Source organism: [Flexibacter] sp. ATCC 35103, from assembly GCF_001975985.1.
GTDB lineage: Bacteria > Bacteroidota > Bacteroidia > Flavobacteriales > Flavobacteriaceae > Flavobacterium.
Genome location: NZ_MTQF01000001.1, coordinates 469,813 through 488,651, shown reverse-complemented (window position 1 = coordinate 488,651; position 18,839 = coordinate 469,813). Strand labels below are relative to the sequence as shown.

Sequence of the window (18,839 nt, the reverse complement as noted above, 5' to 3'; positions counted from 1 at the left end):
AATTAATTAAACTTAATAAGTATCGTTATGAAACTATATATAAAATCATTAGAAACGTATTTCATTTTAATATGTTCTTTTATTACATTTTGTGCCAGTGCACAACAAGATCCGGAGTACACACAATATATGTACAACACAATGTCCGTAAATCCAGCTTATGCTGGATCTACCGGAACATTAGAAGCAACACTTTTACACCGTTCTCAATGGGTTGGAATAGATGGGGCACCAGAAACACAATCGTTTTCTATACATTCACCGCTGCGAAATGAGATGATAGGTTTGGGATTAAGCGTCGTAAACGACAAAATTGGTCCATCGAACGAATTATATCTCGACGGAAACTTCTCTTATTCAATTCCGTTAGGATATGAAAAAAGATTAGCATTTGGTCTTAAAGCAGGAATGAGAATGTTGAATGTAGATTGGTCTAAAGGAAGATATTATAATAATAATGATGTTTTATTAAATCAAAACATTGACAATCAAATGAAATTAGCTGTAGGAGCCGGGATTTACTATTATACCGATAAATGGTATTTAGGATTCTCTATTCCAAGCTTTCTTCAAAATGATTATTATGACGACGTTCAGGAATCTATAGATTACGATCGTTTGCATTATTATTTAATGGGAGGTTATGTTTTTGATCTGAATCCTAATTTAAAGTTTAAGCCGGCATTTTTAGTAAAAGCAGTGAGTGGAGCACCACTTACGGCTGATATATCGGCGAACTTTATGATTGCAGAGAAATTTGTAATTGGAGGATCTTATCGAACAGATGATTCTGTGAGTATATTGGCAGGTTTTCAAATATCCAAAAGTTTCTATATCGGATATGCCTTTGATTACACCGTTAGCGATTTGAACAAGTACAATGATGGAACTCATGAAATCATTTTACGCTATCAATTCAATAAAAAAGAAAGTAAAATCAAATCTCCTAGATTCTTCTAAATATAAAAACCTATGAAAAAATTATATATCCTGAGTTTAGTATTGAGTTTTACATTTGGTTTTGCTCAGACTAATTTAAAAAAGGCCGATGCCTTGTTTAAAAACTACTCTTACTTAGATGCTTCAAAAGCCTACGAAGAATGTTTGCAAAACATAGAGAATCCATCGGCCCAAACGATAAAAAATGCTGCTGACTCTTATTATTTTATTTCAGATGCCAGAAATGCATTAAAATGGTACAAAAGATTATATGAAATACAAGGAAATAATCTAACAGATATTTATTACCTGCGATACATTCAGACAATGAAAGCAGTTATGGATTATGACGATGCCGATAAAATCACAAAAGAGTATCTAAATAAAAAAGGAGATCAAAAAGAGATTAATCGATATGTTGCCCAAAAAAAGCAACTCGATAGTATTGCCAAAGCAAAATCTCTCTATCAAATTAAAAATTTAGATATCAATACCGGCAAATCAGATTTTGGAGCCACCTTTTATCAAGACAGAATTGTATTTACATCAGCAAGAGACACAACAAATTTTGGAGAGAAATTATATAATTGGAACAATCAGCCCTTCCTTAATTTATATGTTGCAGAAAGAAATCCGGCTGATGGAAGTTTGTTTAACGAAAATTTGTTCATGCCTAATGTAATGACCAAATACCACGAAGCAACAGCTAGTTTTGATGCCAGTGGAAAAACCATTTATTACTCGTCGAATATTATCAAGAAAAATAAATTAGTTATTGACCGGGATAAGATTAACAATTTTCAAATCCTTAAAGGAACAATGGTTGATGGAAAAGTAGAAAATCCACAAAAGGTTTTTTTTGATAATGATGATTATTCTGTTGGGCATCCTTGTTTAAGTGATGACGGTCAATGGCTTTTCTTCGCATCAGATATGCCTGGCGGATATGGCGAAACAGATCTATATGTAGTAAAAATTGCAGATGATGGAACAATGAGTTCACCACAAAATCTGGGACCAAAAATTAATACTCTTGGTAACGATCTTTTTCCATTTTTTCGTAACGGAATACTTTATTTTTCTTCAGATGGACATTACGGCTTAGGAGATTTAGATGTGTACGAAAGCAAATTTCTTTCAGACGGAAGCTTTAGTACACCAAGAAATCTTGGAACACCCGTAAATAGTAATAAAGATGATTTTACTTTTATAATTGATAAAACCGGCACCTATGGTTATCTATCGTCGAATAGAGCAGGAGGTAAAGGCGATGATGATATTTATTCATTTATAAAAGGAGAACCGGTTTGTAATCAGAATATTTCAGGTAAAGCATTAGACAGAAAATCTAAATTGCCTATAACAGATGTTACTGTTGTTGCCTATAATTCGTATAACGAGATTTTGGCAGAAACAAAAACAAATTTCGAAGGTAAATATGCCGTTACAGTTCCTTGTAATAAAACAGTTCGACTAGTTGCTAAAAAAACAAATTATAGCGATGACGAAAAAACAGTAGAAACGACCAAGGAAAACGAAGGAGAAATTATCGATGTTAATTTTGAATTGAGTAATTACGATGATTTAGTAGTCAAAAAGAAAGGTGTTGAAAAAGTAGATGTTAATCCAATTTATTTTGATTACGACAAATACGATATTACACCTCTGGCTATCGAAGAATTATCGAAAGTAGTTTTCATAATGAGAAAATTTCCTAATATTCGAATCAAAATAGAATCGCATACAGATTCTCGCGGAAAAGATGCTTATAACCTGAAACTATCTGATAACAGGGCAAAATCAACAAGAGACTATATTGTTTCTCAGGGTATTGATACCTCAAGAATAGAAAGTGCAATAGGATATGGCGAAACACGCTTAATTAATAAATGTAAGAATGGAGTAAAATGTACCGAAGAAGAACATTTGTTAAACAGAAGATCAGACTTTATCATTATTCAGAAATAGTTTTATATTTGCATGCTAGGTTGTTGATAATCAGTGTAAAAATATAAAACGAAGAAACCATTTGGAAGTTGGTTTTGTTTAATTCTTTTTAAGAATAATGGGCAAGAAGAAAATCAAGTTGCATCGTTTTGCAGCTTGATTTTTGATTTTGTAAAAGTTTTATTTTTTACTGTTTTTCAACAAAAATAATCCTAATTTTGAGATTCAGTTATTCAAAAACACAACCTCCAGTATTTTAATATTTTATGAGTATTCAAGAAACAATTCAGACTTTAAGAGATGAACTTAATCAACATAACTACAACTATTATGTGCTAGATAATGCCACAATTTCTGATTACGATTTTGATATTAAACTAAAAGAACTTCAGGATTTAGAAAATAAACATCCGGAATTTTTCGATGAACATTCACCAACTCAGCGAGTAGGAGGAATGGTAACCAAGAATTTTAAAACAATTGCACATCAATATCGCATGTATTCTTTAGATAATTCATATTCTAAAGAAGATTTGCTTGATTGGGAAAACCGAATCCAGAGAGTGTTAGGAAACGTGAATTTGCAATATACCTGCGAATTAAAATATGATGGAGCATCGATAAGCATCACATACGAAAACGGAAAACTGGTACAAGCCCTAACTCGTGGCGATGGTTTTCAGGGAGATGAGGTGACCAATAATATCAAAACCATAAAATCGATTCCGTTAAAACTAAAAGGAAATTATCCCGAAAGATTTGATATTAGAGGCGAAATTATTTTGCCATTTGCCGGTTTCGAAAAAATGAATCAGGAATTAATAGAAATTGGGGAAACACCTTATTCAAATCCAAGAAATACAGCGTCTGGAAGTTTAAAATTGCAAGACAGCGCTGAGGTTGCAAAACGTCCGTTAGAATGTTTGCTGTATTTTGTAACTGGAAATAATTTGCCTTTCTCATCTCAGTTTGAAGGACTGGAATCTGCCAGAAAATGGGGATTTAAAGTGCCGGTTGAAGCAAAATTAGTCAATAATATGCAGGAAGTTTTTGACTTTATAGACTATTGGGATATTCAACGCCATAATTTACCGTATGAAACGGACGGAGTTGTTGTAAAAGTCAATAGTATACAACATCAGGAAGAATTAGGTTACACAGCAAAATCACCACGTTGGGCAATTGCTTACAAATTTAAATCAGAACAGGTTTCAACGAAACTAAACTCCATAACATATCAGGTTGGCCGTACCGGAGCAATAACACCGGTAGCTAATTTGGCGCCTGTACAATTAGCAGGAACAATTGTAAAAAGAGCTTCTTTGCATAATGCAGACCAAATAGAAAAATTAGATATCAGAATAAATGATACTGTTTTTGTTGAAAAAGGAGGAGAGATTATTCCAAAAATTATTGCTGTTGATTTATCAAAACGCCCTGAAAATTCAGAAGTTACACATTATATCACGCAGTGTCCGGAGTGCCAAACCGAATTAGTAAGAACTGAAGGTGAGGCAAATCATTATTGTCCTAATTTTTATGGTTGTCCTCCGCAGATTATAGGGAGAATCCAACATTATATTTCAAGAAAAGCCATGGATATTGAAGGTCTTGGCGGAGAAACTGTCACTTTACTTTTCAAAAATAATCTGGTTCATAATTATGCTGATTTATACGAACTTAAAGTAGATGATATTTTGCATTTGGAAAGAATGGCAAAAAAATCTGCAGAAAATCTGGTAAATGGTGTAGAAAAATCAAAAGAAATTCCGTTCGAAAGTGTTCTTTTTGCATTAGGAATCCGTTTTGTGGGTGAAACAGTAGCTAAAAAATTGGCTAAGCACTATAAAAATATCGATGCATTAAGCCAGGCTTCTTTAATGGATTTGATTCTGGTGGATGAAATTGGAGAAAGAATTGCAAAAAGTGTCATCGAATTTTTCGAAAACGAAGAAAACAAAAAAATAATCGAACGCCTTAAAAGTTATGGAGTTCAATTTGAAATTTTAGAAAAAATTAATCCAAATGCTACCAATAAATTTATAGGTAAAACATTTGTAGTTTCAGGTGTTTTTGCGCAATTTTCAAGAGACGATTTAAAGAAAACAATCGAAGATAACGGAGGTAAAGTAGGAAGTTCAATTTCTGCTAAAACTGATTTTGTAGTTGCAGGAGATAATATGGGACCAGCAAAATTAGAAAAAGCAAATAAATTAAACGTCCCTATATTATCTGAAGAAGATTTTATAAAAAAATTAAATGAAAGCGAATAAACCGTCTTTGATTTTATTCTTTACAGCCTTACTGTGTACAATTATTTTTGATTGTACACAACAGGATTTTTATGCACTCTATGCAAAAGCTATTGTACTTCCTGCAATTTTTATTTATTTTTTGATAAGCAGTGAGTTTAAAATAAATAAAACACAAAGTTTAGTATTTCTGTTCTGCTTTGTAGGGCAGGTCTTTGATTTAATGGATATTGAAGTTTCTGAGATTGGAGGAGTTGTCAGTTTTTTAATTGTTTACATGTTGATCTTAAAACTGATAATAATAGATAATGAAAAAATCAAACTCAGGCGAAAAGATATTCTGCCGGTTTCTATAGTCGTTATATTTATTGTTTATCTGCTGGTTTCAGTACTAAGCCTGCAATCAGATAACATGAAAAAATTTAATGCGTTGTATACTTTGTACGGAATCGTATTAAGTATTTTAAGTTACTTTTCGTTTGTAAACTATATAACTAAAGGAACACATATTACCCTTCTAATGTCATTAATGGCCATTAGTTATATATTTTCGGATATATTCTATATTTTCAATGAATACTTTTCCTATTCAGTAGTATTAGTTTTAATTCGGGATGTAACTCAAATTTTGGCTTATTTCTTTATGGTAAAGTACTTTCTGGAAAAAGCCAAAATTCAAAAAAAAGGCATTATACAATAATTGATCTTCCTTGATTAGTGTGCGCTTTATCCTTATCAAAGTAAAAATCTATTCGTCCTAAATTTATTCCGTAACAACCCACTTGATTTACTAAAACATCTTGTCCGGCTTTGTTTTTTACAATAGTTGGTTTATCTAAAAAAGTATGTGTGTGTCCGCCAATAATCAAATCAATATCCTGAGTTTGCTCAGCAAATTTTAAATCACTAATTTTTTCTTCGTCTTCCTTATATTTATATCCCAAATGCGAAAGACAAATTACCAAATCACATTTTTCTTGTTTTTTAAGTAATTGTGTCATATCCTGAGCAACTTCTACAGGATTATTATAAACTGTTTCTTTATAAAGCTGTTTGTCGACCAATCCGGCAAGTTCAATACCTACACCAAAAACCCCAACCTTAATACCATTTTTGTAGAAGATTTTATACGGTTTTACAAGCCCGTTCATGACCGTATTTTTAAAGTCATAATTAGAATTAATAAATTCAAAAGTGGCATGTGGCATTTGTGCGTACAAACCATCAAGACCATTATCAAAATCATGATTTCCTATTGTCGATGCATCGTATTTCATCATGCTCATCAATTTAAACTCAAGTTCACCACCGTAATAATTAAAGTACGGAGTTCCCTGAAAAATATCTCCCGCGTCCAGTAAAAGAACATTTGGATTTTCCTGACGAATAGTTTCTATAAGCGCCGCTCTGCGAGAAACACCGCCTTTGTTAGGATTACGGGGATCATCAGCCGGAAAAGGATCAATGTGGCTGTGAACATCGTTAGTATGTAGAATCGTTAAGTGTTTAATATCGCTCGTTTCAAAACTGCTTAATGACAAACCTAAACTTAATAAAGCGGTACTGGCAGCCGTTTTTTCGATAAATTCTCTTCTTTTCATTTTGTATATTTTTTGCTTAAACGCTGTAGTTTATATTTAATTGAGATGTTTTTATTCTTCTGTAATTCTGATATCTTTTGCTACCGGAATTGTATCAACTTGCTTGAAATAATCAATCAATACATTTCGAAGTTTATAATTCAAATCAAATTTCTCAACACCTTTTGCGAAAAAAGTCATACTATCGCCGCCATTTGCGAGATAATCATTCGTTGCTACATAATATATTTTGTTTAAGTCAAGGGGTTTTCCCTGAATTAAAATATTTTTTGCAGTCTTATCTTTTGCAATTGTAAAAGTCATTCCGGATAATGGCTGCGCTTTTTGTACCTTAATAATATAAGAAGTAATTTCAAGAATTTGCTCTCCTTTTAATCCTATTACAACAAGGTTGTTTTCAAACGGCATAATTTCAAAAGCAGTTCTTGTAGTAACATTTCCTTTTGGTAAAATGGCTCGTATACCACCATGATTCAATAAGCATAAATCGATACTTTTTTTCTCTCTTGCCTTAAAAACAATATTTCCTCTTTCTACACATACATCAGCTAAAAGATTTCCAATACTGGTTTGCCATTTTCCGGTACTTTTATCAAGAGTTTCAGGACAATATGCAAGAACGCTGTCTAAGTCCTTATTGATATGATCGCGATAAGGTTTAATAAAAGCTTCAATTTTTGGGGTTTCAGTACCTTTTTCAGTAATTGGGAGTTGTTTTCCTTCTATCTTAGTCAAATTGTAGTTTTTCTGACTGCAGGATAATATGAAAAAAAGTGTTAAGAATATAACAAAAAGTTTTAAAAATCCGTTATACTTTTTTAGTTTTACCATCTTAAATGCGACTTAAATAATTAATTTTGTAATCTGGCAAAAGTACTATGTTTTTAAATTATATAAAGGAATTTTTTGTAAAAAAAACATTAAATAATAACTTGAATAATTTCAAAAACGAAGTCTTTACAAGTAATATACAAACAATTGGTTTGCTGATTGATGAAAGTAATTTTAGACATTCAAAAGAGTTAGTAAACGAATTAGTTTTGCAGGGAATAGCGCCTCAAAACATAAAAATTGTTGTGTATAGAAGTAAATTTAAAGAAAAAGAAACGTATTCAGTCCCTACTTTTGGTAAAAAACACATCAGTTGGAATGGAGAAATTACAGCGGTTTTTTTGAATGAATTTATAGAGACAGAATTTGATCTTTTGATTAGTTATTATGATATCGAAACTGCTATTTTGATGATGATAACAAACAAATCAAAAGCAAGGTTCAAAGTAGGATTTGCATCTGTAGATAAAAATTTAAATCGATGGATGATTGATACCGCTATAGAGAATTACAAACTTTTCGTTCACGAATTGTTTAAATATTTAAAGAGTATAAAATAAAATATAAATTAGAATATGCAATCATTAATAGGAACTGGTGTTGCGCTTGTAACCCCATTTAAAAAAGACTTTTCAATTGATATCGAAGCTTTGCAGCGTATCGTTAACTTTTCGATAGACGGTGGAGTTGAATATCTTGTAGTTATGGGAACAACAGCAGAAAATGCTACCCTGACACAAGCCGAAAAAGAATTGGTTATTACTACTGTAATCGATGTAAACAAAGGAAGATTGCCTTTGGTTCTTGGAGTTGGAGGTAATAATACAATGCAAATCGTTGAGGAATTAAAAACCGGGGATTTCTCTGCTTTTGAAGCCATACTTTCTGTTTCTCCTTATTATAATAAACCTACACAAGAAGGAATTTACCAGCATTTTAAAGCTATTGCAGAAGCATCTCCAATTCCGGTTATTTTATATAATGTCCCGGGAAGAACTGCTAGTAATATGCTGCCAACTACAGTAATTCGTCTTGCAAATGATTTTAGTAATATTGTAGCAATAAAAGAAGCTGCAGGTGATATGGCTCAGGCTTTACAATTGATTAAAAATGCCCCAAAAGATTTTCTTGTAATTTCAGGAGATGATATGATAGCTTTACCAATTGTTTTAGCTGGTGGAGCAGGTGTAATTTCAGTTATCGGACAAGGTTTTCCGAAAGAATTTACAGAAATGATACGTTTAGGTTTAAATAAAAAGGTAAGTGAAGCGTTTAAAACTCAATACTTTTTATCAGATTGTATTGATATGATTTTTGAGCAGGGAAATCCAGCCGGAATCAAACAAGTCTTTCAAGCCCTTGGTATTGCTGAGAACACAGTGCGTTTACCACTAGTAAGCGTTGATGATTCTCTGGCAGAAAGATTGAATGAATTTGTAAAAAACAGCATAAAATAATAGTGAGATTGCCGGTATTTTATTATACCAAAAAATATTTTGTAGTAGCTAAATTAATAACTAAATTTGCCACCGGAACTTCGGTGTGATTTTGCTTTGGCATAATTGTCTAAGAAATCATAATAAAAGTAAGAAAATGAAAAAAATAGTATCTCTATTAATTGTTGTTGTCCTTTTTTGTTCTTGTAGTGAATACCAAAAAGCATTAAAAAATGAAGATGTTGCAGCCAAATTTGATGTGGCAACAAAAATGTATGATGCTGGTAAATATTCAAAAGCCATTCGTCTTTTTGAACAATTAGCGCCTTCATATAGAGGTAAGCCGCAGGCAGAAAAACTGTTTTATATGTTTGCTCAGTCTTATTATAAATCAAAACAATACTATTTGGCAGGTTATCAGTTCGAAAGTTTTGTTTCAGGTTACCCGCGTAGTGAAAAAGTACAGGAAGCTGCCTTTTTAGGTGCTTACAGCTATTCAAAATTAGCTCCGGTTTACAGTTTAGATCAAACAGATACACAAAAAGCATTAGAAAAATTACAAGCTTTTATCGATAATTATCCAAATTCAGAATACATTGCCCAGGCCAATGAAACTGTGAAAATTTTGAATGGGAAATTAGAGAAAAAAGCATACGAAAATGCAAAAGGATACAATACAATTTCAGATTATAAGTCAGCATTAATCGCATTTGATAATTTTATCGCTGATTTTCCTGGAACGCCTTTTAAAGAAGATGCCTTGTTTTACAAATACGATTCAGCATATAAATTGGCAATAAATAGTATTCCTGCAAAAATGGAAGAACGTTTAAATGTTGCAAAAGTGGCTTATAATAACTTAATTAAGTTTAATAGCGCTACAAAATATAAAAAAGAGGCAGACGAAATGAATGCCAGAGTGGAAACAGATTTACAAAAATTTACTAAATAAAATAAAGTCATGGATTTAAAAAAGACGAATGCTCCTGTAAATACAATAACTTACAATAAAACAGTTATTGAAGAGCCAACAGGAAATGTGTATGAGGCAATTACCATTATGGCTAAAAGAGCAAATCAAATTAATTCTGAAATCAAAAAAGAATTAACTGAGAAATTAGAAGAGTTTGCTACTTACAATGACAGTCTGGAAGAAGTTTTTGAAAATAAAGAGCAAATTGAAGTTTCTAAATTTTACGAAAAATTACCAAAACCACACGCTTTAGCAGTACAGGAATGGTTAGACGGTAAAACTTACCACAGAAATTCAAATAAATAATATATAGTATAATGTCAGTTTTAAACGGGAAGAAAATTTTACTGGGTGTTTCTGGTGGAATTGCAGCCTATAAAACAGCCTCATTAGTACGACTTTTTATAAAAGCAGGTGCACATGTCCAAGTGATAATGACACCTGCTTCTAAGGATTTTGTAACCCCACTTACGTTATCTACGTTATCAAAAAATCCTGTACATTCCAGTTTCTTTAATCAGGATGATGAAGATGCTGTCTGGAACAATCATGTTGAATTAGCGCTTTGGGCTGATTTAATTTTAATTGCTCCTGCGACAGCCAATACATTATCCAAAATGGCTACAGGAAACTGTGATAATCTTTTAATAGCTACTTATTTATCAGCTAAATGTCCGGTTTATTTTGCTCCGGCAATGGATCTGGATATGTATAAGCATCCTTCTACTTTATCTAGTTTTACGGCACTAAAACAGTTTGGAAATATAATGATTCCTGCTGAGAATGGAGAATTGGCAAGTGGTTTATCCGGTGAAGGCCGAATGGCTGAACCTGAGAACATAATAGCTTTTCTTGAAGCTGATTTAGAAAGTAAATTACCGCTAAAAGGAAAAAAAATACTAATTACTGCCGGTCCAACATACGAAGCTATAGATCCTGTACGTTTTATAGGAAATCATTCTTCAGGAAAAATGGGATTTGATATTGCGAATCAGGCCGCTAGTTTAGGTGCACAAGTAATTCTGGTTTCAGGGCCCACGCATTACAAGGTAAAAAACAATTCAGTCGAAGTGATTAATGTAATCTCAGCACAGGATATGTATGATGCTTGTCATTTGCATTTTAATGACGTTGATGTCGCTATCGCTGCTGCGGCAGTGGCAGATTACAGACCAAAAGTTGTAGCTTTACAAAAGATTAAAAAAGCATCAGAAGAATTTTCGATAGAGCTTGAAAAAACAAAAGACATATTAGCATCGCTTGGAGCAATCAAGAAAAACCAGTATTTAATTGGGTTTGCTTTAGAGACAGAAAATGAAATTGAAAATGCTAAGTTGAAAATTCAGAAAAAAAACTTAGATTTGATTGTTTTAAATTCCTTACAAGATGAAGGTGCCGGTTTTAAGAAAGAAACGAATAAAGTGACTTTTATTGACCAGAACTTTAAAATCGAACCAATGGAATTAAAAGCAAAAGAATCTGTTGCAGTTGATATTTTAAATAAAGTGATTTCGCATTTTTTCAAATCGTAATAATTTAGAATAAAAACTAAAAGCAAGAATAGTAAATCTTTTCCTGCTAAACCAAATAGTATCATTCACATGAATAAAATAGTTGCACTTTTCGCTTTTTTCATTTTTGGCTTTACACAAGCACAACAGTTAAATTGTACCGTAACTATTAATACTGAAAGGTTACCAAATCCAAATCAGCAAGTTTTTAAAACACTTCAGACATCTTTATCTGAATTTGTTAATAAAACAGACTGGACCGGATCAGTTTTAAAGCAAAACGAAAGAATCAATTGTTCGATGTATATTACATTGTCTTCAAATACTTCTGATCAATTTACAGGTACAATTCAGGTGCAATCATCCCGATTGATCTTTAATTCGACCTATTCTTCGCCAGTATTTAATTATAACGATAAGGATTTTAATTTTAGATATACAGAATACGAACCATTGTTATTTAATCCAACTACTTTTGAATCAAATTTAGTGTCTGTAGTTTCTTTCTACAGCTATTTAATTTTAGCAATGGATGCGGATACTTTTCAAATGGGAGCAGGAAATCAATATCTTGAAACAGCTCAAAATATTGCCAACGTTGCCCAGCAAGGCGGGTTTAAAGGCTGGAGCCAGTCAGATGGAGTTCAAAACCGTTATTATTTAATAAATGATATGGTTTCTCCAATGTATAGCGACCTTCGTCAGACGATGTATGCTTATCATACTGGTTTAGATGGAATGAGCCTGGATTTGAAAACATCAAAAGAAAAAATCAAAGCAGCAATAATCATCATCGGAAAATTGAATTCTGTTAAACCTAATGCTTTTTTGACCAGAGTATTTTTTGATGCAAAATCAGATGAAATAGTCTCTATATTTTCAGGAGGACCTAGCATTCCTGTTGGAGATTTAACAGATGTTTTGAATAAGGTATCACCTTTGAATTCTACTAAATGGTCACAGATTAAATTTTAATTGATTTATTCTATTTACTTTCTTTTACTAATTTTTATACTTACACAATTTCCTTATGATTACGTCCTTGTCGATTAAAAATTATGCCCTGATTGAAAAACTCACTATCGATTTTTCAAGAGGTTTTTCTATAATTACAGGTGAAACGGGTGCTGGTAAATCTATTATATTGGGTGCAATAGGATTGGTTTTAGGAAAAAGAGCCGATTTAACTTCATTAAAAAATAAAGAAGAAAAATGTGTAATCGAAGCGCATTTTGAAATCTCTAAATACAATCTTAAAGAATTTTTTGAAGCAAATGATCTTGATTATGAAGATGAAACTATCATCAGAAGAGAAATTTTGCCTTCAGGAAAATCACGCGCATTTATAAATGACAGCCCTGTAAATCTTCAGGAATTACAAGATCTAAGTTTGTTTTTGATTGATATTCATTCGCAACAGCAAACTCAGGAGCTTTCAGATGAAGGTGTTCAGTTCAAAATAATTGATGCAATTGCAAATAATTTTGATACTATTCAATCTTATCAAAAGGTATTAAAGTCATATAAAGCAGATAAGTCGAAATTAAATGCTTTGTTGAAAAAACAAAGTGATTCAGGAAAAGAACAAGAATATAATACTTTTTTATTGAACGAATTGGTATCGGCTAAATTAAAATCAGGCGAGCAGGAAGAATTAGAAGCTGATTTTGAGAAATTAAACAATGTTGAGATTATAAAAGAAGCAATTGATAAATCATTGGTAATTGCTAACGAAGAGCAATTTGGGGTTTTTCATAATTTAAATGAAATCAAAACAACTTTACAAAAAATTGCCCTTTTTTCTCCAGAATATCAAAGTGTATTTGAAAGAATCACAAGTCTGGCAATTGAATTTGATGATGTTTCTAGAGAATTACAAAATGCTTCTGAAAAATTATTGAATGATCCTGCACAATTAGAACTAGTAAGTCAAAAATTACAATTGATTTATAATTTGCAAAAAAAGCATCAGGTAACATCGGTTGATGAATTGATTGAAATTCAGGCCAATTTAGGAAATACGCTATTAGAGCTTGATAATATAGAAGAAGAAATAGCGGCTTTGTCAAAGGCTATAGAGGAGAAAGTTTTAGAATTAGATGCTTATTCAGCAACAATTCATCAAAACAGAACCAATGCAATTCCGGTTTTATCTCAAAAACTGATTTCGATTTTAGAAACTTTAGGAATGCCAAACGTTCGTTTTAATATGGAACTTTTACCATCAGAAAACTATTTCCAGAACGGAAAAGACGAATTGCAATTTTTATTTTCCGCAAACAAAGGAACCGATTTTGGTTTACTTAAAAAAGTAGCATCAGGAGGAGAAATGTCTCGTATTATGTTGGCTGTTAAAGCAATTTTAGCACAATATTCAAAATTACCAACTTTAATTTTTGACGAAATTGATACAGGGGTTTCAGGAGAAATTGCGATCAGAATGGGAGAGATCATGAAAGAAATGAGTACAACAATGCAGATTTTTGCTATTACGCATTTACCTCAAATAGCTGCTAAAGGAGATTCTCACTTTAAAGTTTTTAAATCTACAGTTGATGACGATACGCAATCAGAATTAAAGCTATTGTCTCAGGACGAAAGAGTTATAGAAATTGCTCAAATGTTATCAGGTGCGGTTGTTTCTGATTCGGCTTTAAATCATGCTAAAGCCTTGTTGAACTAAAGAAATAATTTATATTTGTCATCTTAAAGCTAATTAAACAAACGTACATAAAGTTACTCATTTATCTTAATGATAAGATTAACCCAATCAACGAATAAATAGAAAAATATGATTATAGAACCTAGAATGAGAGGATTTATTTGCTTGACTGCACACCCAAAAGGTAGCGAGCAAAATGTTAAAAATCAAATAGAATATATAAAATCAAAAGGACCAATTGCAGGTGCAAAGAAAGTATTGGTTATTGGTGCTTCTACAGGTTTTGGATTAGCTTCAAGAATTACAAGTGCTTTTGGATCTGATGCTGCAACTATTGGAGTATTTTTTGAAAAACCACCAGTAGAAGGTAAAACAGCTTCACCAGGATGGTATAATTCTGCTGCATTTGAAACAGAAGCTCACAAAGCAGGTTTATATGCAAAAAGTATCAATGGAGATGCTTTTTCAAATGAAATAAAAAGACAAACTTTAGATTTAATCAAAGCAGATTTAGGTCAGGTTGATCTTATAATCTACAGTTTAGCATCACCGGTTCGTCAACATCCGGTTACGGGAGTTTTACACCGTTCAGTTTTAAAACCAATCGGACAAACTTTTACTAATAAAACAGTAGATTTTCATACAGGAAATGTAACAGAAGTTTCTATTGCTCCGGCAAATGAAGAAGATATTGCGAATACTGTAGCAGTAATGGGCGGCGAAGACTGGACAATGTGGATTGATGCATTAAAAGCGGAGAATTTATTGGCAGATGGAGCTACAACAGTTGCTTATTCATACATTGGGCCATCATTGACAGAAGCAGTTTACCGTAAAGGTACAATTGGTCGTGCAAAAGATGATTTAGAAGCTACTGCATTCTCGATTACAGACAGTTTGAAATCAATAGGAGGAAAAGCATATGTTTCTGTAAACAAAGCATTGGTTACACAAGCAAGTTCAGCAATTCCGGTTATTCCATTATATATTTCTCTTTTATATAAAATTATGAAAGAAAAAGGAATTCACGAAGGATGTATTGAGCAAATCCAGCGTTTGTTTAAAGACAGATTATACAATGGATCTGAAGTTCCTGTAGATGAAAAAGGAAGAATCAGAATCGACGATTGGGAAATGCGTGATGATGTTCAGGAAAAAGTGGCTAAACTTTGGTTAGAAGCTACAACTGAAACATTACCTGCAATTGGAGATTTAGCAGGATATAGAAATGATTTCTTAAACCTTTTCGGGTTTGAATTTGCAGGAGTAGATTATAATGCAGATACAAACGAAGTTGTTGAAATCGAAAGTATCAAGTAGATAAAAGAATTACTATAAATAGAAAACCATCAACCAAAAGTTGATGGTTTTTTTATGAATATAACCTATCTTTGTTAAAATTTTGAATTAAAAATATTGCCACTTTAATACCGCACATCCCGTTATGATTTTTTCTTTAATTATACCCGTGTATAATCGTCCAGATGAAGTTGATGAACTTTTAGAAAGTCTGTCAAAATCTGATTATAATGAAGCTTTTGAAATTGTTCTTGTTGAAGATGGTTCGTCAATACCATGTAAAGATGTAGTGATGACGTATCAGGGAAAATTGAACATTTCATATTATTTCAAAGAAAATTCAGGTCCCGGAGATTCAAGGAATTTCGGAATGCAAAAAGCACGTGGTGATTATTTTATCATTTTCGATTCGGATTGTATCATTCCATCCAATTATTTAACAGAAGTTCGAAAAGCATTAAATGTAGGTTATGTAGATTGTTTTGGTGGTCCGGATAAAGCATTAGATAGTTTTTCGGATATCCAGAAAGCGATTAATTTTGCAATGACTTCTTTTCTTACTACAGGAGGAATTCGTGGCGGTTCTGAAAAAATTAATAAATTCCAGCCTAGAAGCTTTAATATGGGTATTTCAAAAAAAGCATTTGAAGCTTCAAAAGGATTTGGAAACATTCATCCCGGAGAAGATCCTGACCTTTCGATTCGTTTATGGAACTTGGGATTTGAAACCAGATTGTTTCCAGAGGCTTATGTTTATCATAAACGTAGGATTGACTGGGAAAAATTTTCTGTTCAGGTAAATAAATTTGGTATAGCAAGGCCTATTTTAAATAGTTGGTATCCAGAACATAATAAGTTAACTTTCTTTTTTCCATCAGTATTTATACTCGGTCTATTATTAGCTTTTTTACTGTTAATTTTCAATATTGATATATTATTACAAATATATTTCGTATATTTCGTTATAATATTTCTTACAGCAAGTGTTCAGAATAAAAGCATTAAAATAGGATACTTATCTGTAATTGCAGTCTGGAAACAGTTTTATGGTTATGGTACTGGTTTTTTAAAATCGTTCATAAAAATTATTCTTTTAAAGAAAAAACCACAAGAAGCTTTTCCTCGTATGTTTTTTAAAGTATAATATGACAAAAGTTATTGGCCTAACAGGCGGAATAGGAAGCGGAAAAACCACTATTGCAAATTATTTTGCAGAAATGGGAATTCCTGTTTATATAGCTGATGATGCAGCTAAAAAAGTAATGCAGTCTGCAAATATTATACAGCAAATAAAAATAGCTTTTGGCGATTCTCTTTTTGAAAATGAGAATTTGAACAGGGCAAAATTAGCCGAAATAGTATTTAATAATGCTGATAAATTAGCAGAATTGAATAGTATTGTTCATCCGGCAGTAAAAAAAGATTTTGAATTATGGTTACTTGAGAATAAAAAACATGAATATGTAATTTATGAAGCCGCAATTTTGTTTGAAAGTGGTCGCTATAAAGAATGCGATGTAATTATAACGGTTACCGCGCCTGAAGAAATTAGGATTGAAAGAGTTGTTAAGCGAGATAATACCACACGCGAGCAAGTTTTAAGCAGAATGAAAATGCAGTGGAATGATGAAAAAAGAATTTCTTTGAGCAATTTTGTAATAAATAACAGTAATCTTAAAATTGCTAAAGAAGAAGTTGTTAAAATTCTTAAAATTTTAAATATAAAACAAAATCAGTCTTAAATGTTAATATTTGGTTAATGTATTATTTAGTATATTGTTAAAATATTAATTTTGTTTCGATGAATAAATTATTTTTTAGAATACTTGTTTTATTGATGAGTTTGTCCTTAATAGGGATTATTCTTGTCCAGGTATATTGGTTCAATTCTTCGTTTAAAAATAATGATGAGCAATTTAAATATCACGTTACACAAGTAATAGGGAATGTTGCTGACAAACTGGAACAACAAGAAGAATATAGTTTTTACGACAAATACAATCGTATAAAAGATAGTACAGGTAAAACTCCTAAGAAAGAAGATCTGCTTGAAGTACTCTATGTTCAGAGAAATACAAAAACAAATAAAACAATAGTATACTCGAATACACTTACCTCTGAGGATTACGATATTAATGGTTCACTATTTAATAAAAAATTCAGCAGCGAGAGATTTAAAAATTTCAGCTCTAAAAGAGTAACTGAAGTTTATAACAACAATAACGGAATTGATAATAATAGTTTAGGACAAAGTATTATTCCGGATCTAAAAATTGAAAAATCAGGTAGTTTAGATATCTTAAATAAAGTACAGCAGCAAATTCAATATAAAGATATTGCTTCTTTGACACCTATAGAAGGAAGAATTACAAAAGATAAGCTTCAAAAACTTTTAAAGAAAGAACTGGAAGAATATGGTGTAAAAACCAAGTTTGAATATGGAGTCCTGAATAGTGGCCTTGCAACAAAGGTTAAATCAGACGGATTTCATTATGATAAAGATGCAAGCTATCATGTTCCTATATATACAGATAACGAAGGAAATAGTAAATATGAGTTATTCATAACTTTTCCTCACAAAAAGAAATTTTTACTGTCTGAATTGTTGAGTATTACCATACTATCAATAATTTTTACATTAATTATCATAGTTGCCTATACAAGTGCGTTGAATCAATTATTGCGTCAGAAACATATTTCTGAAATCAAAACTGATTTTATAAATAATATGACGCATGAGTTTAAAACTCCAATTGCAACAATAAATTTAGCACTTGATGCTATTAAGAATCCTAAAATTATTGAAGATAAAGAAAAAGTATTTCGATATCTGCAAATGATTCGGGATGAGAATAAGAGAATGCATGCTCAGGTAGAAAACGTTCTTCGTATTTCTAAGCTCGAAAAAAGAGAATTGGATATTACAAAAGAGCCAACTGCAATTCACGATATAATTGATGATGCAATTGAGCACGTAAATTTAATTCTTGAAGACAGACACGGAACCGTTGTAAAGCACTTAAATGCAGCACGAACAACGTGTTTAATCAACGAAGTGCATTTTACAAATGTGTTGGTTAATATTTTAGAAAATGCCATAAAATATTCACCGGATATTCCTGAAATTGAAATTTTTACAGAAAATGTCAAAGACATGATTCTGATAAAAGTAAAAGATAATGGTCTTGGTATGAGTAAAGTAGCTCAGAAAAGAGTTTTTGAGAAGTTTTACAGAGAACATACGGGAGATTTACATAATGTAAAAGGACATGGTTTAGGTCTTGCATATGTAAAAAGGATAGTAGAAGATCACAATGGTCAAGTATATGTTGAAAGCGAAAAAGGAAAAGGTAGCACCTTTATAATAAAAATACCATTAATAAATTAA

Annotated in this window: 17 protein-coding genes; 15 read left to right on the top strand and 2 right to left on the bottom strand. The window is 31.8% G+C overall.

Annotation, left to right across the window (positions count from 1 at the left end):
* The first annotated feature begins 27 nt into the window (after positions 1 to 27).
* The 4 genes from BXU01_RS02040 to BXU01_RS02025 all read left to right on the top strand — a co-directional run bounded on the left by BXU01_RS02040 (position 28) and on the right by BXU01_RS02025 (position 5,838).
* A complete protein-coding gene (locus tag BXU01_RS02040; RefSeq protein ID WP_056251295.1) occupies positions 28 to 960 on the top strand; it encodes a type IX secretion system membrane protein PorP/SprF in 933 nt (310 codons plus the stop codon).
* A 12-nt stretch (positions 961 to 972) separates the two neighbouring features.
* Positions 973 to 2,907 carry an OmpA family protein gene (locus BXU01_RS02035; protein WP_083691473.1) on the top strand — a complete coding sequence of 645 codons (1,935 nt, stop codon included), beginning with the start codon at positions 973 to 975 and terminating at the stop codon, positions 2,905 to 2,907.
* 245 nt (positions 2,908 to 3,152) lie between these two features.
* Positions 3,153 to 5,159 carry an NAD-dependent DNA ligase LigA gene (gene ligA, locus BXU01_RS02030; protein ID WP_083691472.1) on the top strand — a complete coding sequence of 669 codons (2,007 nt, stop codon included), beginning with the start codon at positions 3,153 to 3,155 and terminating at the stop codon, positions 5,157 to 5,159.
* Positions 5,146 to 5,838, top strand: a complete 693-nt coding sequence (locus BXU01_RS02025; RefSeq protein WP_083691471.1) for a lysoplasmalogenase family protein — start codon at positions 5,146 to 5,148, stop codon at positions 5,836 to 5,838. The genes ligA and BXU01_RS02025 overlap by 14 nt, the downstream gene beginning before the upstream one ends.
* Here BXU01_RS02025 and BXU01_RS02020 read toward each other — a convergent pair.
* Complete coding sequence (locus BXU01_RS02020) at positions 5,828 to 6,739, bottom strand: bifunctional UDP-sugar hydrolase/5'-nucleotidase (protein WP_083691470.1); 912 nt, start codon at positions 6,737 to 6,739, stop codon at positions 5,828 to 5,830. The two genes, BXU01_RS02025 and BXU01_RS02020, sit on opposite strands and share 11 nt — an antisense overlap.
* Before the next feature lie 51 nt (positions 6,740 to 6,790).
* Positions 6,791 to 7,570, bottom strand: coding sequence for a 5'-nucleotidase C-terminal domain-containing protein (locus tag BXU01_RS02015; RefSeq protein WP_083691469.1), 780 nt, complete (start codon positions 7,568 to 7,570; stop codon positions 6,791 to 6,793).
* Between the two features lie 101 nt (positions 7,571 to 7,671).
* Between BXU01_RS02015 and BXU01_RS02010 the strand changes: the two genes are divergently transcribed.
* The 11 genes from BXU01_RS02010 to BXU01_RS01960 all read left to right on the top strand — a co-directional run bounded on the left by BXU01_RS02010 (position 7,672) and on the right by BXU01_RS01960 (position 18,839).
* Positions 7,672 to 8,130, top strand: a complete 459-nt coding sequence (locus BXU01_RS02010) for a hypothetical protein (RefSeq protein WP_369819515.1) — start codon at positions 7,672 to 7,674, stop codon at positions 8,128 to 8,130.
* Between the two features lie 15 nt (positions 8,131 to 8,145).
* Complete coding sequence (gene dapA, locus BXU01_RS02005; RefSeq protein ID WP_083691467.1) at positions 8,146 to 9,027, top strand: 4-hydroxy-tetrahydrodipicolinate synthase; 882 nt, start codon at positions 8,146 to 8,148, stop codon at positions 9,025 to 9,027.
* A 136-nt stretch (positions 9,028 to 9,163) separates the two neighbouring features.
* Entirely contained in the window at positions 9,164 to 9,958 is a 795-nt protein-coding gene (locus BXU01_RS02000) for an outer membrane protein assembly factor BamD (RefSeq protein WP_083691466.1), read from the top strand.
* Between the two features lie 9 nt (positions 9,959 to 9,967).
* Positions 9,968 to 10,285, top strand: coding sequence for a DNA-directed RNA polymerase subunit omega (locus BXU01_RS01995; RefSeq protein WP_012025451.1), 318 nt, complete (start codon positions 9,968 to 9,970; stop codon positions 10,283 to 10,285).
* An 11-nt stretch (positions 10,286 to 10,296) separates the two neighbouring features.
* Entirely contained in the window at positions 10,297 to 11,511 is a 1,215-nt protein-coding gene (coaBC, locus tag BXU01_RS01990; RefSeq protein ID WP_083691465.1) for a bifunctional phosphopantothenoylcysteine decarboxylase/phosphopantothenate--cysteine ligase CoaBC, read from the top strand.
* Positions 11,512 to 11,580: 69 nt separating this feature from the next.
* Entirely contained in the window at positions 11,581 to 12,465 is an 885-nt protein-coding gene (locus BXU01_RS01985; RefSeq protein WP_083691464.1) for a DUF4835 family protein, read from the top strand.
* A 55-nt stretch (positions 12,466 to 12,520) separates the two neighbouring features.
* Positions 12,521 to 14,173, top strand: coding sequence for a DNA repair protein RecN (gene recN, locus BXU01_RS01980; RefSeq protein ID WP_083691463.1), 1,653 nt, complete (start codon positions 12,521 to 12,523; stop codon positions 14,171 to 14,173).
* 108 nt (positions 14,174 to 14,281) lie between these two features.
* Positions 14,282 to 15,472, top strand: a complete 1,191-nt coding sequence (gene fabV / locus BXU01_RS01975; RefSeq protein ID WP_083691462.1) for an enoyl-ACP reductase FabV — start codon at positions 14,282 to 14,284, stop codon at positions 15,470 to 15,472.
* Between the two features lie 124 nt (positions 15,473 to 15,596).
* On the top strand, positions 15,597 to 16,595 hold the full coding sequence (locus tag BXU01_RS01970) for a glycosyltransferase family 2 protein (RefSeq protein ID WP_083691461.1): 999 nt from the start codon (positions 15,597 to 15,599) through the stop codon (positions 16,593 to 16,595).
* A gap of 1 nt (position 16,596) precedes the next feature.
* The gene (coaE, locus tag BXU01_RS01965) at positions 16,597 to 17,193 is read left to right on the top strand and encodes a dephospho-CoA kinase (protein ID WP_083691460.1); all 597 of its coding nucleotides are present in this window, start codon (positions 16,597 to 16,599) and stop codon (positions 17,191 to 17,193) included.
* A 59-nt stretch (positions 17,194 to 17,252) separates the two neighbouring features.
* Positions 17,253 to 18,839: a sensor histidine kinase KdpD gene (locus BXU01_RS01960; RefSeq protein ID WP_055097938.1), complete on the top strand. Its 1,587-nt coding sequence runs from the start codon at positions 17,253 to 17,255 to the stop codon at positions 18,837 to 18,839.